Source organism: Enterobacter cloacae subsp. cloacae ATCC 13047, from assembly GCF_000025565.1.
GTDB classification, from domain to species: domain Bacteria; phylum Pseudomonadota; class Gammaproteobacteria; order Enterobacterales; family Enterobacteriaceae; genus Enterobacter; species Enterobacter cloacae.
In genome coordinates, this window is the sequence record NC_014121.1 from 4,849,344 (window position 1) to 4,865,726 (window position 16,383).

Sequence of the window (16,383 nt, forward strand, 5' to 3'; positions counted from 1 at the left end):
TGCGCTACGCAGAGGGGCTGTTTCTGGCAAAACTTATCTCTTCTCCCCCGCTATCCATCTGGATCCAGGTCTGCGCCAGCTGCGTGGTGGCAATAATCCGCCCCTGCCGAATGGACCAGCGCACCGGCACCTGACAGCGTACCGCCTCAAACCCACTCTCTGCAGGCAAAATCACCAGGTTCGCCGGGTTCCCCGTCTCAATACCGTAATCGCTCAGGCCAAAGGTGCGGGCGCTGTTATGGGTGACCAGGTTCAGGCCGCTGTCAATTTGCGGGTAGCCCATCATCTGACAGACGTGCAGCCCCATATGCAGCACCTGCAGCATATTGCCGGTACCGAGCGGATACCATGGATCAAACACATCATCATGACCAAAGCAGACGTTAATGCCCGCCGCCTGTAGCTCCTTCACGCGGGTAATGCCCCGACGCTTCGGATAGTCGTCAAAGCGCCCCTGCAGGTGGATATTCACCAGCGGATTCGCCACGAAGTTAATACCCGACATCTTCAGCAGGCGGAACAGCCGCGAGGTATACGCGCCGTTGTAGGAATGCATGGCGGTGGTGTGGCTGGCCGTGACCCGCGCGCCAATGCCAGCTTCATAGGCCAGCGTGGCGACCGTCTCCACAAAGCGGGACTGCTCATCGTCGATTTCATCACAATGAATATCCAGCGGACGGTCGTATTTCTTCGCCAGGTCAAAGGCGATATGCAGGGACTGCACGCCGTATTCCCGGGTGAATTCGAAGTGCGGGATGGCACCCACCACATCCGCGCCCAGCGTTAATGCCTCTTCCAGCAGCGCCGCGCCGTTCGGGTAAGAGAGAATGCCTTCCTGCGGGAATGCCACGATTTGCAGCGTCACCCACGGGGCGACCTCCTGTTTAACCTCCAGCATCGCCTTCAGGGCGGTAAGCGTCGGGTCGGAGACATCCACGTGGGTGCGGACAAACTGGATCCCGTTGGCAATTTGCCACTTCAGCGTTTTCCATGCGCGCGCTTTGACATCTTCATGGCTGAGCAGCGCCTTACGCTCCGCCCAGCGTTCAATCCCTTCAAACAGCGTGCCGGACTGGTTCCAGTGTGGCTCGCCCGCCGTCTGCGTGGTATCCAGGTGAATATGCGGCTCAATAAACGGTGGAATGGCAAGTCCGCCGCGGGCATTCAAGACCTCATAGCTTTCGCTGTGGGTCTTGTCCATGGGCGTGATATCACCAAACCGACCGTTCTCGATGGCGATCTGCCACAGCCCTTCGCGATCCGGTAAACGAACATTCTGCACAAGCCAAAGCGGTGTTGTAGACATACCTTTCCCCTGAAAAACGCGGCTGAAATTAAGGAGTACCTGTTTTTCCAAAAATAGCCACTCTTTTTGTACATAAAATCGACGACAACGAAAAGCCAGCGATTTCCATAACTTAGAAAAATCCTGACAAATCATACATCTACCACCTAGGGAGTAGGCGAAGGCGTATTTGATTTGCATCAATAAGTGCCCCTGCTGAATCGTTAAGGTAGGCAGTAATAGAAAAGAAATCGAGGCAAAAATGAGCAAAGTCAGACTCGCTATCATCGGTAACGGCATGGTCGGCCACCGCTTTATTGAGGATCTTCTCGATAAAGCCAGCGCTGAGCAGTTCGATATTACCGTGTTCTGTGAAGAACCCCGCAAGGCGTACGACCGTGTGCACTTGTCTTCCTACTTCTCCCATCATACCGCCGAAGAGCTCTCTCTGGTGCGTGAAGGTTTCTATGAGAAGCATGGCGTAAAAGTGCTGGTGGGCGAACGCGCTATTACCATCAACCGTCAGGAGAAAGTGATCCACTCCAGCGCTGGCCGTACGGTTTTTTACGACAAGCTGATCATGGCGACTGGCTCATATCCGTGGATCCCGCCTATCAAAGGTTCGGAAACACAGGATTGCTTCGTTTACCGTACCATTGAAGATCTCAACGCCATCGAATCCTGTGCACGTCGCAGTAAACGCGGCGCGGTGGTCGGGGGCGGCCTGCTGGGTCTGGAAGCAGCCGGAGCGTTGAAAAACCTCGGCGTTGAAACGCACGTCATCGAATTTGCCCCGATGCTGATGGCCGAACAGCTGGACCACATGGGTGGCGATCAGCTGCGCCGTAAGATTGAAAGCATGGGTGTGAAAGTCCACACCAGCAAAAACACCAAAGAGATTGTGCAGGAAGGCACCGAAGCGCGTAAAACCATGCGCTTTGCCGACGGCAGCGAGCTCGAAGTTGACTTTATCGTCTTCTCCACCGGTATTCGCCCACGCGACAAGCTGGCCACCCAGTGCGGTCTGGCGGTTGCCCAGCGCGGTGGGATCATGGTGAACGATACCTGCCAGACCTCCGACCCGGATATCTATGCTATCGGCGAATGTGCCAGCTGGAATAACCGCGTGTACGGTCTGGTGGCGCCGGGCTACAAAATGGCGCAGGTCGCCGTTGACCATATCCTCGGAAACGAAAACGCCTTCGAAGGCGCGGACTTGAGCGCCAAGCTGAAGCTGCTGGGCGTGGACGTGGGCGGCATCGGCGATGCGCATGGCCGCACGCCGGGCGCGCGCAGCTACGTTTATCTCGACGAGAGCAAAGAGATCTATAAACGCCTGATCGTCAGCCAGGACAACAAAACCCTGCTCGGTGCGGTGCTGGTGGGCGACACCAGCGACTACGGCAACCTGCTGCAACTGGTGCTGAACGCCATCGAACTGCCGGAGAATCCGGACGCGCTGATCCTCCCGGCGCACGCTTCCAGCGGCAAGCCGTCTATCGGCGTCGATAAACTGCCGGACAGCGCGCAGATCTGCTCCTGCTTCGACGTCACCAAAGGCATGTTGATCTCCGCCATCAACAAAGGCTGTCACACCGTTGCGGCGCTGAAAGCGGAAACCAAAGCCGGAACCGGCTGCGGCGGCTGTATTCCTCTGGTCACACAGGTGCTTAACGCCGAACTGGCGAAACAGGGCATCGAAGTGAACAACAACCTGTGCGAGCACTTCGCGTACTCTCGCCAGGAGCTGTATCACCTGATCCGCGTGGAAGGCATTAAATCCTTCGACGAACTGCTGGCCAAGCACGGCCAGGGCTATGGCTGCGAAGTGTGTAAACCGACCGTCGGCTCCCTGCTGGCCTCTTGCTGGAATGAGTACATCCTCAAACCAGAACATACGCCGCTGCAGGACACCAACGACAACTTCCTGGCAAATATCCAGAAAGACGGGACTTACTCCGTTATCCCACGCTCTGCGGGCGGTGAAATCACCCCGGAAGGGCTGGTGGCCGTGGGCCGTATCGCGCGTGAATTTAACCTCTACACCAAAATCACCGGTTCCCAGCGTATCGGCCTGTTTGGTGCACAGAAAGATGACCTGCCGGAGATCTGGCGTCAGCTGATTGAGGCGGGCTTCGAAACCGGTCACGCGTATGCCAAAGCGCTGCGCATGGCAAAAACCTGCGTGGGCAGCACCTGGTGCCGCTACGGCGTGGGCGACAGCGTGGGCTTCGGCGTCGAGCTGGAAAACCGCTACAAAGGCATCCGTACCCCGCACAAAATGAAGTTCGGCGTCTCCGGCTGTACGCGTGAATGTGCCGAAGCGCAGGGGAAAGACGTGGGGATCATCGCCACCGAGAAAGGCTGGAACCTGTACGTCTGCGGTAACGGCGGGATGAAACCACGCCACGCTGACCTGCTGGCGGCCGATCTTGACCACGACACGCTGATTCAGTATCTCGACCGCTTCATGATGTTCTACATCCGTACCGCCGACAAACTGACCCGTACCGCTTCCTGGCTGGATAATCTGGAGGGCGGCATCGACTACCTGAAGTCGGTCATCATCGACGACAAGCTGGGGCTTAACGAACATCTGGAAGCCGAGATGGCGCGCCTGCGCGCGGCGGTGATCTGCGAGTGGACGGAAACCGTCAACACGCCAGCGGCACAGACACGCTTCAAACACTTCATCAACAGCACCCAGCGCGACCCGAACGTGCAGGTAGTAGCAGAGCGCGAACAGCATCGTCCGGCGACACCTTATGAACGTATTCCGGTGACGCTGGTGGAGGAAAACGCATGAGCCAGTGGGTAAACATCTGCAACATTAACGACATTCTGCCGGCAACCGGCGTCTGTGCGCTGCTGGGAAACGAGCAGGTCGCGATTTTCCGCCCACGCCACGACGAACAGGTTTTTGCCATCAGCAATATCGATCCGTTTTTTGAGGCCAGCGTCCTCTCCCGCGGGCTGATTGCCGAGCATCAGGGTGAACTGTGGGTCGCCAGTCCGCTGAAAAAACAGCGTTTCCGTTTAAGCGACGGACTGTGCATGGAAGATGAAAGCTACTCGGTGAAGCACTACGACGTTCGCGTGAAGGACGGCCAGGTGCAGTTAAAAGCCTAACCCCCCGCCTTTCCTATAGGAAAGGCTTATGACCCCTTATGGGTAACGGCAGGAAAAACCGTATATTTCCGACGATTCCTGCTGTTATTCTGACGTCAATTCTTACCCCCTCCATGAATGCTGTGAGGTAATGTCGTGGACCACCTGCCGATTTTCTGTCAATTACGCCATCGCGACTGCCTGCTTGTGGGTGGCGGCGATGTGGCTGAACGCAAAGCCCGCTTGCTGTTAGAGGCAGGTGCCCGTCTTACGGTTAACGCCCTCGCCTTCGCACCACAGTTTGAAGCCTGGGCGAAGGAAGGGATGCTCACGCTGAATCAGGGGGAGTTTAACGAGTCCCTGCTGGATACCTGCTGGCTGACTATTGCCGCGACGGATGACGATGAAGTGAATCAGCGCGTCAGCGATGCCTGCGAAGCGCGCCGTATATTCTGCAACGTGGTGGATGCGCCGAAAGAAGCCAGCTTTATCATGCCGTCGATAATCGACCGTTCACCACTGATGATTGCGGTGTCGTCAGGTGGCCGCTCGCCGGTTCTCGCCCGCCTGCTGCGGGAAAAACTGGAAGCACTGCTGCCGCAACATCTTGGACAAATTGCCCACTATGCAGGGCAACTGCGTTCACGAGTGAAGCAAACCTTCGCGACCGTGGGCGAGCGCCGTCGCTTCTGGGAAAAATTCTTCGTCAATGACCGGCTGGCCCAGTCGCTGGCCAATCAGGACGTGAAGGCGGTTGAAGAGACGACCGAGCAGTTACTCTCTGAACCGCTGGATCATCGTGGCGAGGTGGTTCTGGTGGGTGCAGGCCCCGGCGATGCGGGATTACTGACGCTGAAAGGACTCCAGCAGATCCAGCAGGCCGATACCGTTGTGTATGACCGTCTGGTCTCCGATGAGATCATGAATCTGGTACGTCGCGATGCGGACCGGGTGTTTGTGGGTAAACGTGCGGGTTATCACTGCGTGCCGCAGGAAGAGATTAACCAGATCCTGCTGCGGGAAGCGCAAAAAGGAAAACGTGTGGTGCGCCTGAAGGGCGGGGATCCGTTTATCTTTGGTCGCGGCGGCGAGGAACTGGAAACCCTCTGCAACGCAGGTATTCCGTTCTCTGTGGTGCCTGGCATTACGGCGGCATCCGGCTGTTCGGCATACTCCGGTATTCCATTGACCCATCGTGATTACGCGCAGAGCGTGCGTCTGGTGACGGGGCACCTGAAAACCGGCAGCGAACTGGACTGGCACAACCTGGCCGCCGAAAAGCAGACGCTGGTCTTCTATATGGGGCTGAATCAGGCCGCTACGATCCAGGCGAAATTACTGGAACACGGCATGGAAGCGGATATGCCCGTCGCGCTGGTGGAAAACGGCACCTCCATTAAGCAGCGCGTGGTAAATGGCGTGCTGACACAGCTGGGTGAGCTGGCGCAGCAGGTTGAAAGCCCGGCGCTGATTATTGTCGGCCGCGTGGTCGAGCTGCGCGATAAACTCAACTGGTTCTCAAATCACTAGCGCATATTCTCCCTTCTTCGAGTAGTCCTTAACCGGACTACTCCCCTGTTACTGCTGTCGATAACATACCTCCCGCGAAATGGAACTTTTCCATTTATTCCCTCGTGTTACATCCAATTTAGTTTTTTTAAGACAAGGAATGCGTATGTTCAAACTGGCTAAAGCTGCCGTTCTGGTAGGCCTGTTATCGACTCTGACGGCCTGCACCGGCCACGTGCAAAACACCAAAAATAACTGCAGCTACGATTACCTGCTGCATCCGGCGATCTCCATTTCGAAGATCATCGGGGGTTGTGGCCCGGCGGCACAGCAGTAAGCTGTTTTACAGGTGTAAAAAAACCGGGGATTCCCCGGTTTTTTTGTTTAGAAAAGTGCGGCGTGATGCCCTCACCCTGGCCCTCTCCCTGTGGGAGAGGATACAAACCCTAAAAACGGTAACGCCGTTACCGTTTTGCTTTTACCTACGGCTTACCCACAAACCCAATCGCTTCGTACACCGCTTTCAGGGTTTCTGACGCGCGCGCGCTGGCTTTTTCAGCGCCCTCTTTCATCACCTTCTGCAGGAAGGCTTCATCGTTACGGTAGCGGTGATAACGCTCCTGCAGCTCGGTCAGCATACCGGAAACGGCATCCGCCACTTCGCCTTTCAGGTGGCCGTACATCTTGCCTTCAAAGTGCTGTTCCAGCTCAGGAATGCTCTGGCCGGTCACACCGGAGAGGATATCCAGCAGGTTGGAGACCCCCGCTTTGTTCTGCACATCGTAGCGCACAACAGGCGGCTCGTCGGAGTCGGTCACGGCACGCTTGAGCTTTTTAACCACAGATTTCGGATCTTCCAGCAGGCCGATAACGTTGTTGCGGTTATCGTCAGACTTGGACATCTTTTTGGTCGGCTCCAGCAGCGACATCACGCGTGCACCGGATTTTGGAATAAATGGCTCTGGCACTTTGAACACTTCGCCATACAGGGCGTTAAAGCGCTGGGCGATATCACGGCTCAGCTCCAGGTGTTGCTTCTGGTCTTCACCCACCGGCACCTGGTTAGTCTGATACAGCAGAATGTCAGCCGCCATCAGCACCGGATAGTCAAACAGACCGGCGTTAATGTTCTCGGAATAGCGCGCGGATTTATCCTTGAACTGCGTCATACGGCTCAGTTCACCAAAGTAGGTGTAGCAGTTCAGCGCCCAGCCAAGCTGTGCATGCTCCGGCACGTGAGACTGAACGAAGATGGTGCTCTTTTCAGGATCGATCCCGCAGGCCAGATAGAGCGCCAGGGTGTCCAGCGTGGCTTTACGCAGCTTCTCAGGATCCTGCCGGGCGGTAATAGCATGCAGATCCACAATGCAGTAAATGCAATGGTAGTCATCCTGCATGCTAACCCATTGACGTAACGCACCCATGTAGTTACCAATGGTCAATTCACCTGACGGCTGGGCGCCACTAAAAACGATGGGCTTAGTCATTTTTCAATTCCTGATGTTCACTGTATGAAAGCCCGAGTGCGGGCAACAAATCTTTGAAGCGATCGAACACGACGTCCGGCTCACTCAGGGTAATGGCCTCACCGTAGTTGTAGCCATAGGTTAACCCCACGGAGGGACAACCCGCCGCTCTGGCAGCCAGAATATCATTGCGTGAATCACCGACAAAGAGCAGCTCGGCAGGTGTTAAGGATAATTTTCCTGCCACCAGCAATAGCGGTTCCGGGTGCGGCTTTTTATTCTGTACGTCATCACCGCCCACAATCACGGTGAAGTATTTCGCGATATCCAGCGCGTCCAGCAATGGCGCAACAAACGGCGTCGGCTTGTTGGTAACCAGCCCCAGCGGAATGCCTTTCGCATGCAGCGCGCTCAGCGTTTCCTTCACGTCCGGGAACAGGAAGCTGCCTTCTTCAACGGTTTCTTCGTAGAAACGGTCAAACAGTTTGCGCAGAATCCGTAGCTGTTCTTCCTGCGGGATATCCGCGTGATCAACGCTCGGTTTACCCTGTGCGGAACGTTGTGACGCACGCTCCTGGCGAGCCCACGTCAGGGCGCGCTCCATCAGGACATCTGCGCCATTACCAATCCACGTCACGACGCGATCTTCGCCCGCGACAGGCAGTTCAAGGGCGTACAGCGCCTGGTCGACGGCGCTCGTTAAGCCCGGCGCGCTGTCGACCAGCGTGCCATCGAGGTCAAATGCAATACCCCGGGTTGCCTGCAATTTATCCATGACTTACCTTCGCCAGCTCGCGGCGCATTTCATCTATAACTTTTTTGTAATCCGGTTGGTCGAAAATTGCCGAACCGGCAACGAACATATCCGCGCCCGCAGCCGCAATTTCGCCAATGTTATTCACCTTCACGCCACCATCCACTTCCAGACGGATGTCATAGCCGGACTCATCAATACGACGGCGCACTTCACGCAGTTTATCGAGCGTGTGAGGAATGAATGACTGCCCGCCAAAGCCCGGGTTAACGGACATCAGCAAGATAACGTCCAGCTTATCCATCACATAGTCGAGATAGCTCAGCGGCGTTGCCGGGTTAAAGACCAGGCCCGCTTTACAGCCGTTTTCTTTAATCAGCTGCAGCGTGCGGTCAACGTGTTCAGACGCTTCCGGGTGAAAAGTAATGATACTGGCGCCCGCCGCGGCAAAATCAGGCACGATGCGGTCAACCGGTTTCACCATCAGATGGACGTCAATGGGCGCGGTAATACCGTAGTTACGCAGCGCCTTGAGCACCATGGGGCCAATGGTCAGATTAGGAACGTAGTGGTTATCCATAACGTCGAAATGTACGACATCCGCACCCGCGGCGAGCGCGTTAGCAGTGTCCTCACCCAGGCGGGCAAAATCGGCCGACAGAATTGAGGGAGCAATCAAAAACTGTTTCATCCGCATCTCCTTGAAATGTGTTTACCGGCGGGCAAAACGGCTCAGGGGCGATAAAGAGCCAGGAGTTCGTCCACCTTTTTACGTGTGCCGCCGTTGCTGCTAATGCTACGCCGCACTTTGACCTGAAAATGCTTCGCGGCTTTGTACCATTCGCGCGTATCAGGGGTATCGTGATTCGAAATTAACACCGGAATTCTTTTGCTGACCAGCTTTTCCGCCATCTCCGCCAGACGGGCCTGCTCGGCCGGACTGAAGCTGTTGGTGTGATAGGCGGTAAAATTCGCCGTCGCAGACAGCGGGGCGTAAGGCGGATCGCAGTAAACCACCGAGTCTACCCCCGCCAGTTCCATACACTCTTCATATGAGAGGCAGTGGAATTCTGCATTCTGCGCTTTTTCAGCAAAGTGATACAGCTCGTCCTGCGGGAAGTAAGGGCGCTTATAGCGGCCAAACGGCACGTTGAATTCCCCACGCAGATTATACCGGCACAGGCCGTTGTAACCATGGCGGTTGAGATAGAGGAACAACAGTGCCCGACGGAACGGATCCTGGCTCTGGTTAAACTCAGTGCGCAGCTGGTAGTAAACATCCGGATGATTGTTCTCGGGCGTAAACAGCTTGCGCGCCTCTTCCACATACTCATCGGTACGCAGTTTGACGATGTTATAGAGGCTGATGAGATCGCTGTTGATATCCGCCAGGATATAACGAGAAAAATCGGTGTTCAGGAACACCGATCCTGCGCCCACAAAGGGCTCGATAAGACACTCGCCTTTAGGCAGGTGCTTTTTAATATCATCAAGCAGGGGGTATTTCCCCCCTGCCCATTTCAGAAAAGCGCGATTTTTTTTCATGCTGACTAACTGATTACACCTTCTCCGGCTGTGGAGAAAGCTCCGACAGCATCCTGCGCTTTAAACATTACTTAAGATCGGCCTGAACCTGATGAATGGGCTTCGCCCACGGGTTTTTCGCCTGAACGTCTGCTGGCAGTGTCGCCACGGCACGTTTCGCTTCATCTTTAGAAGCATACACACCGCTCACCAGCACATACCACGGCTGCCCGTTACGGGTCGTCTGATAAACCACGTAGTTTTTCAGATTCGATTTCTTCGCCCAACCGTTGAGGTTGTCATAGTTGGACGAACTGCTCAGCTGCAGCGTGTAGTTACTGGATGGCGCAGATTTCAGTGAACCGACGTTACCCGTCGTTTTACCGGTTGTGCCAGCCGATGCAGTGGCGGTTGCAGCTGGAGCCGTTGTCGCCGCAGGTGCAGTGGTGGTGGCCGTGGCTTTCGGTGCAGTCTGCGTCACTGGCGCTTTTGCGGGCTCGCTTGCCGCAGCGGTTTCAGTCCGTTTCGGCTGCGCCGGGGTCGCTTTGACTTCTGGTGCTTTTACCACAGCCTGAGGTTTGGTTTCACGCTTAGGTTCAATGACCGCCTGCTTACGTTCCTGACGTGGTGCAGTCTGAGTCTGACGCGGCTTGCTTTCCGTTGCTGCGGTTTGTGGCTGAGCGTTGCCACCGCGAACAGGCGCAACGGTTGCAGGTTCAGTTGGCAGCGTAGAATTCACCACGACGTTATCCACCTGCTGCTGGTTTTGCGGCTGCATCAGCGCATTGTTCAGATCGCCCTGAACTTCTACACGCTGCTGGCCTTCTGGCGTGGCAGGTGCCTGATTCTGAGCGGGGGTAGAAGAGACTGGCGGCAGGGAAACATCCTGCGGCGTCGTTGTGTTACTGGCGGTCTGCTCTGCGGAGGTGGTCCCCGGCGCTGGCTGTGCACCATTTGCCTGATCTGCCGCATCGTTACCGGAGAGGTTGATGCTCTTCTCAGTGGAAGCCGTTTGCTCGCCAGAATTCGTGGAAGGCGCTTTCAGCGCGGAGCCAATGCCGACAATCAGCAGCACAAGCACCAGAACGCCCAGTCCCATCATGATGTACTGGCGGGAGGCCGGTTTCTGCGCGGCCGCTTTTTTACGTTTACGCGGGCGACGCTCTACTGGCTCTTCGTCCATTGAATCTTCTTCGGACTCATAATCCTCTTCTTCTCGCTCATCACGCGCATTGCGGCTACGTGAAGGGCGACGATCGTCTGCATCCAGATCAACATCGTCAAAGTTGATCTGCGGCTCGTTATCACGTTCTGAAGATTGACGAGAACGACCAGTACGACGATCGCTGGGATCGGGTTTCAGCTCGTCTTCTGGTTTGAATTCATCCATTTAACACCCCACTCAAAGGCTTATGCCAACGACTTTGCATTTCGCCTGAAGCTAAACGACCACCGGTAACAGTGGCCTGACCTTTCTAGTTGTTACGCCTGCTGACAATCAGCGATAGCGCCAAGAACGACATCGTGCGGCACTCCGCCGCGCACTTCACTCTTCCCTATTGCAAGCGGGAGTACAAGACGCATCTCACCTGCCAATACTTTTTTATCGCGCATCATGTGGGGTAAATACGCTTGCGCCGACATCTCCTGCGGCCCGGTTACCGGCAAGCCAGCACGTTCCAGCAGTGCGATGATACGTGCCGTCTCTTCCGGTTTGAACTGACCCAGACGTTCGGAGGTACGGGCAGCCATCACCATGCCAGCAGCGACAGCTTCACCGTGGAGCCAGTTTCCGTAACCCATTTCGGCTTCAATCGCGTGGCCAAACGTATGCCCAAGATTCAGTAAAGCACGTAAGCCCGTTTCACGCTCGTCTGCTGCAACAACTTCTGCTTTCAGCTCACAACAACGGCGAATGCAGTATGCCAGTTTAGCCTCATCCAGGCGCAGCAGCGCATCCATATTCTCTTCCAGCCAGTTAAAGAACTCGCCGTCGAGAATAATGCCGTATTTGATCACTTCAGCCAGGCCAGAGGCCAGTTCGCGTGCTGGCAGGGTTTTCAGACAGTCGAGATCCACCACCACCGAAGCAGGCTGGTAGAACGCGCCAATCATGTTTTTGCCGAGCGGATGGTTGACCGCGGTTTTGCCGCCAACGGAAGAGTCGACCTGAGACAGTAAGGTGGTCGGAATCTGAATAAAACGGACACCACGTTGATAGCTTGCTGCCGCAAAGCCCGTCAGATCGCCCACAACACCGCCGCCGAGAGCAAGCAGTGTCGTATCGCGACCATGGGGTTTTTGCAGCAATGCGGTAAAGACGGTATCCAGTACCGTCAGGCTTTTATACTGCTCGCCATCGGGCAGAATTACACTGTCGACCTTCACGCCCGCCTGCTCAAGCAGGTGGCGAACGCGGTCAAGATAAAGCGGAGCCAGCGTCTCATTGGTGACCAGCATCGCCTGATCACCCGCTTTCAGTGGTAAAAAGGAAGCTGGGTCGTTAAACAAACCAGCCGCGATGGTGATAGGGTAACTACGTTCCCCGAGAGTAACTGTAATCCTCTCCATGACGCGACATCCACCTTTAATGCTTTTACCCGCAGGCGAGTGTATATAAAGCCAGAATCAGTTGCTTTCCAGCATATGAATAATCTGGTTTGCAACCACTTTAGCGCTCTGATCATCAGTACGAATGGTCACATCAGCAATCTCTTCGTACAGAGGATTGCGTTCATCGGCCAACGCTTCCAGAACTTCGCGTGGTGGCGTTTCAACCTGCAGCAGCGGGCGCTTTTTATCGCGCTGCGTACGTGCCAGCTGTTTTTCAATGGTCGTCTCAAGATAGACCACTACGCCACGGGCGGAGAGACGGTTGCGGGTTTCGCGAGATTTTACAGAACCGCCGCCGGTCGCCAGCACGATGCCCTGTTTTTCCGTGAGTTCGTTGATCACTTTTTCTTCTCGGTCACGGAAACCTTCTTCGCCTTCTACATCGAAGACCCAGCCCACATCAGCTCCGGTTCGTTTCTCAATCTCTTGATCAGAATCGTAAAATTCCATATTGAGTTGTTGAGCTAACTGACGCCCAATAGTGCTTTTGCCGGCACCCATAGGCCCAACCAGAAAGATATTGCGTTTCTCTGCCATTTTTTCGGTACTACTAAGACTATTCGTTAATGGTAATCCCCGCTTCGCAGACACCCGGCGTAGCAGGACATGAACTGAAACCTCATATGCAATAGAGCGAGAGTCAGACTAAAAATTATCTCAATACTCCGGCTTGTTTGGCAACTGATTAAATCACCGCACCAGACGCATAAGACAACAAGACGTCAGTCCAACTCAAATCGGTACTCCTTGTATGCTAATTCATGCCCCACGTCAAACATCTGCAACAAACTGAATGCAAAATCATTGCGGGGATCGTTACCCGTCAGTGAATAGCCACCAGACGTGGTGTTATAAACACCACTAATTCACGCCGTTCGTTGTCTTTACCGTCATGACGAAAAAGCTGCCCAAGCCAGGGGATTTTACCGAGCCCGGGTACGCTATCACTTCCGGTTTTATTCTTTTGCGAGAAAATACCGCCCAGCGCCAGCGTTTCTCCACTTTTTACCTCCACCTGAGTCTCTATTTCTTGTTTGTCGATAGCCAGCGTTTCGCCATCAGCCTGTTGCAACACCTGCCCCGGCATATTTTCACTGATATGTAATTTCAGACGCACGCGCCCACCCGGCAGTACCACTGGGGTGACCTCCATGCCTAATACCGCCTCTTTGAACTCCACAGAGGTGGCCCCACTCTCCCCGCTGGAGACCTGGTATGGGATCTCACTGCCCTGTTTGATACTGGCTGGCTGCATGTGTGAGGCGAGCAGTCGCGGGCTGGCGATGATATCGACCTGCTGTTTTTGCTCCAGTGCTGACAGCTCCAGATCCAGCAGCCTGCCGTTAATACGCCCGATGTTAAACCCCACATGGCTGGTGGCGCTGGCCACGGACAAATCACTGCCAAGGGTTGTCATTTGCCCAACCTTGCCCACTTCAGTGGCCTCGGCAAGATTCCATTTCACCCCCAGCTCCCGCAGACTTTTTCGTTGATGGTGACGATATGCGCCGCCAGTTCGACCTGCTCGACGGGAATATCCATCTGTGTTGCCCAGCGCTGTAGCGTATCCAGTACGGCTTTATTATCCCTGACCAGCAGCCGGTTGGTGCGTTTATCAAGAGACAGACTGCCCTTCGGACTGAGCAGTTTCTCCGCTGCGTTTTGCAGCTCCCCGGCATCTGCGTATGAAAACGAAATGCTTTGCGAGAGCAGCGGAGCCTCAAGCTGCCTGCGGGCCCGGTCCTGTGCTTTACGCTCCTGCTGTTCGCGCTGCCAGGCCGCCGTATTGACATAGAAAATGCCGCCCTCCTCGCGCAGAACCAGCCCTGCGCTGGCGATCACCGTCTGTAAGGCCTGTCGCCACGGAACATGCGTCAGACTGAGCGATAAAGTGCCGCTTACGTCGGGTGACACCACCAGATTACGATTCTCCTGCGCCACCAGCGCCTGCAGGACCTGAACCACAGGAACGTCATCCACCACCAGCGTGACCGGCTTCGGTGCGGCGGCCAGCGGAGTGACGATCGTCAGTAACAGCAGCGTTATCCTTAAATTCATATTTTTTCGTTCCTTCTCGTTGCCACGTCCATTGCGCTGGCTCACAGGTTTCACCCACGTCTACGACGAGTTGCGTCTCATTCATTGCGCTGACCCGCCAGCCCGCCGGTAAACGTTCCTCTAAGTGCAGGCGATACCAGCGCTGTTTCCCGTCCTGCAACAGGCCAACCCCGCCGACCATGCCGCGATAGTGCCACTGCGTCAGCTCGCCAACGGCACAGGGATCGTCAGGCGGACGAAACGGATCGCGCATCCCGGTGAGTAACAGCACTGAGCAAACCAGCAGGTAGCGCAGGCTATTTCGCATGGTCTAGCTCCAGTTGCACTCGCAGACGTAACGCCGCGCCCTGAGGCGCAAGCGTAAAGGCGGCAATCCGGACATCTTGCTGCGCCAGCCGGGCGAAAGCCGTCAGGATTGCTGGCCACTCGGCATCCAGCGCCAGCTCTCCACCGCCCGGAAGGGGGTTCCAGTGCACCAGCGTTGCGCCATCAGTCTGAAAATCCAGCGGGGAAAAGCGCACCACCGGGCGTGCGTCAGGCTCAGGTGTCCGGCGCGGCGCGTTGCTGGCGACAGGCCAGAGCGTCGCATGGCGCTGGACGGCGTCGGCCATTTGCTTCTGAAGCGCAGCAAGCTGTGAATTAAGCGGCCTCAGGAACAGGCCCCATGCGGTTCCCCACAACAAGGCAACGCCCAGCCCACCGCACAGGAGCCGGTACCGGCGACGGCTCTCACACCAGCGTTCAAATATTCTGTTCACACGTTACCCCTGGCCTGTGAGCTGAAAAGTGAACATCCAGCGCCCGTGATTATCCTGCCGTATCTCCCCTGCTGACCCTGGGGTAAAACCCGCTATTTGTCGCAGAGCATCACCCATTGCCGACAGGGCGGGCAGTGCTGAGGCATAGCCGTTAATCATCAAAGAGGGCGGTTGGTAACGAAGCTCAGTGAACCAGGCCTGCGCCGGAATGGCATCGGAGAGTGACGCCAGCACCGGGTGCCACGCCATACGCTGTGGCTGGCGCGTGGGAGCGGGTGTGGCAAGAGGTAGACGAGAAGACAGCGCGCGCTGCACGGTCTGCATGCCCGCCAGTTCAGCCTGCAGGGCGTGCAGTTTCAGGTGGGCGTGCATGCTCAGACTGAAGACCGTTGCCAGCGTCAGAATACAGGTGGCCGCAGACAGCCCTCCCCAGAACCGCACGCGGCGCGCGCGTCGTTGCTGTCGCCACGGAAGAAGATTGGTCATGCTCATTCAGGCACCTCGCTCATGGCCAGCGCCAGCGCGATGGTATAATCGGCACCGCACTCCGGCAGCGGGGGCTGACAGCGAGAGAGGAGCTCCCACGGGTCGCGCTGGCTATCAAACAGCGCGATATCGTCCGGCGCGAGAGCCAGCAGTGCCGCCAGTTCAGCCACGCTTTTGGCCTCGGTAGCGAAGCGGCGCCCCCACTGGTGGCGCATTGCCCACAACCACTGATGTTCGTCTCGCCACGCGACACACTGCGCCGGTGCCACCGCAGGAAGAAAATTTGCCAGCGCGCTGGCATCCGGAGTAATCGTCACCAGCCGTAAATGCAGCGTTTTCGCGAGCGTCAGTAGTGTTTCAACCTCTTTGTTTTGCGCAGCGGTGACATGAAATGTGTTGCTGAACGTGTCCTGCGCGTAATCGAAGCACAGCGCATCAGGGGACATCTCCAGCTCACGCGAGAGCGCAGCCCCTAGCCAGGAGAGCTGTTCGCTGTCGCGCAGGGCGATAGCCGGGCGGGGCAACGATCTTTGCAGGGTACGCGCCGCCGGAAATGAGAGAAACACCCGGTGCTGATGCGGCAACGTACGTCGCCAGCCGCGTAATGCGTCAAACAATTGTTCTGGCTGACAAATTTTCCCGTCGAGGATGATGCCTTCCGTCAGCGGTATCGCCCACCAGCGGCGCAGACACCAGCTGAGACGCTCACGAACCAGCGCGACAATCAGCACCCTATCTTGTTGAATATGAACGCCCGTTTGCCATGTTTTGAAAGCCATGCTTCACGATCTCCTTATCGCCCGTCACCGTGACGGCTATATC

The 16,383-nt window shown here is 56.1% G+C and carries 16 protein-coding genes and 1 pseudogene; 4 read left to right on the plus strand and 13 right to left on the minus strand.

The features are described 5' to 3' along the window. Window positions 1-4 precede the first annotated feature (4 nt). Window positions 5-1,306 (minus strand): cytosine deaminase, encoded by a 1,302-nt coding sequence (locus tag ECL_RS23665; protein WP_013099063.1) that lies wholly within the window; start codon window positions 1,304-1,306, stop codon window positions 5-7. Between the two features lie 241 nt (window positions 1,307-1,547). On the opposite strand from ECL_RS23665, the gene nirB reads away from it, so the two are divergent. The 4 genes from nirB (at window position 1,548) to ECL_RS23685 (ending at window position 6,239) form a co-directional block, all read left to right on the plus strand. Next, on the plus strand, window positions 1,548-4,091 hold the full coding sequence (gene nirB / locus ECL_RS23670; RefSeq protein WP_013099064.1) for a nitrite reductase large subunit NirB: 2,544 nt from the start codon (window positions 1,548-1,550) through the stop codon (window positions 4,089-4,091). Continuing rightward, window positions 4,088-4,414 carry a nitrite reductase small subunit NirD gene (gene nirD, locus ECL_RS23675; RefSeq protein WP_013099065.1) on the plus strand — a complete coding sequence of 109 codons (327 nt, stop codon included), beginning with the start codon at window positions 4,088-4,090 and terminating at the stop codon, window positions 4,412-4,414. The genes nirB and nirD overlap by 4 nt, the downstream gene beginning before the upstream one ends. 135 nt (window positions 4,415-4,549) lie before the next feature. Continuing rightward, window positions 4,550-5,923: a siroheme synthase CysG gene (gene cysG / locus ECL_RS23680; protein WP_013099066.1), complete on the plus strand. Its 1,374-nt coding sequence runs from the start codon at window positions 4,550-4,552 to the stop codon at window positions 5,921-5,923. 145 nt (window positions 5,924-6,068) lie between these two features. Beyond that, window positions 6,069-6,239 carry a YhfL family protein gene (locus ECL_RS23685; RefSeq protein WP_008503029.1) on the plus strand — a complete coding sequence of 57 codons (171 nt, stop codon included), beginning with the start codon at window positions 6,069-6,071 and terminating at the stop codon, window positions 6,237-6,239. Between the two features lie 145 nt (window positions 6,240-6,384). Here ECL_RS23685 and trpS read toward each other — a convergent pair whose 3' ends face one another. From trpS to ECL_RS23745, 12 genes and pseudogenes are all read right to left on the minus strand, one after another. Further along, entirely contained in the window at window positions 6,385-7,389 is a 1,005-nt protein-coding gene (gene trpS / locus ECL_RS23690) for a tryptophan--tRNA ligase (RefSeq protein ID WP_013099067.1), read from the minus strand. Beyond that, entirely contained in the window at window positions 7,382-8,143 is a 762-nt protein-coding gene (gph, locus tag ECL_RS23695) for a phosphoglycolate phosphatase (RefSeq protein ID WP_013099068.1), read from the minus strand. Before gph ends, trpS begins: the two co-directional genes overlap by 8 nt. Continuing rightward, entirely contained in the window at window positions 8,136-8,813 is a 678-nt protein-coding gene (rpe, locus tag ECL_RS23700) for a ribulose-phosphate 3-epimerase (RefSeq protein WP_008503032.1), read from the minus strand. The genes gph and rpe overlap by 8 nt, the downstream gene beginning before the upstream one ends. A gap of 41 nt (window positions 8,814-8,854) precedes the next feature. After that, a complete protein-coding gene (gene dam, locus ECL_RS23705) occupies window positions 8,855-9,667 on the minus strand; it encodes an adenine-specific DNA-methyltransferase (protein ID WP_013099069.1) in 813 nt (270 codons plus the stop codon). 67 nt (window positions 9,668-9,734) lie between these two features. Then, window positions 9,735-11,036 carry a cell division protein DamX gene (gene damX / locus ECL_RS23710; RefSeq protein WP_013099070.1) on the minus strand — a complete coding sequence of 434 codons (1,302 nt, stop codon included), beginning with the start codon at window positions 11,034-11,036 and terminating at the stop codon, window positions 9,735-9,737. Window positions 11,037-11,128: 92 nt separating this feature from the next. Continuing rightward, window positions 11,129-12,217 carry a 3-dehydroquinate synthase gene (aroB, locus tag ECL_RS23715; RefSeq protein WP_029882162.1) on the minus strand — a complete coding sequence of 363 codons (1,089 nt, stop codon included), beginning with the start codon at window positions 12,215-12,217 and terminating at the stop codon, window positions 11,129-11,131. Window positions 12,218-12,274: 57 nt separating this feature from the next. Further along, window positions 12,275-12,796 (minus strand): shikimate kinase AroK, encoded by a 522-nt coding sequence (aroK, locus tag ECL_RS23720; RefSeq protein WP_003861630.1) that lies wholly within the window; start codon window positions 12,794-12,796, stop codon window positions 12,275-12,277. 286 nt (window positions 12,797-13,082) lie between these two features. Beyond that, a pseudogene (gene hofQ / locus ECL_RS23725) lies at window positions 13,083-14,317 on the minus strand (DNA uptake porin HofQ). Next, on the minus strand, window positions 14,232-14,624 hold the full coding sequence (locus ECL_RS23730) for a HofP DNA utilization family protein (RefSeq protein WP_013099075.1): 393 nt from the start codon (window positions 14,622-14,624) through the stop codon (window positions 14,232-14,234). The pseudogene hofQ and the gene ECL_RS23730 overlap by 86 nt, the downstream one beginning before the upstream one ends. Continuing rightward, window positions 14,614-15,075 carry a HofO family protein gene (locus ECL_RS23735; protein WP_044157713.1) on the minus strand — a complete coding sequence of 154 codons (462 nt, stop codon included), beginning with the start codon at window positions 15,073-15,075 and terminating at the stop codon, window positions 14,614-14,616. The genes ECL_RS23730 and ECL_RS23735 overlap by 11 nt, the downstream gene beginning before the upstream one ends. Window positions 15,076-15,078: 3 nt before the next feature. Further along, window positions 15,079-15,567 carry a PilN domain-containing protein gene (locus tag ECL_RS23740; protein WP_013099077.1) on the minus strand — a complete coding sequence of 163 codons (489 nt, stop codon included), beginning with the start codon at window positions 15,565-15,567 and terminating at the stop codon, window positions 15,079-15,081. Beyond that, on the minus strand, window positions 15,564-16,340 hold the full coding sequence (locus ECL_RS23745; protein ID WP_013099078.1) for a pilus assembly protein HofM: 777 nt from the start codon (window positions 16,338-16,340) through the stop codon (window positions 15,564-15,566). The genes ECL_RS23740 and ECL_RS23745 overlap by 4 nt, the downstream gene beginning before the upstream one ends. Between the last annotated feature and the right edge of the window lie 43 nt (window positions 16,341-16,383).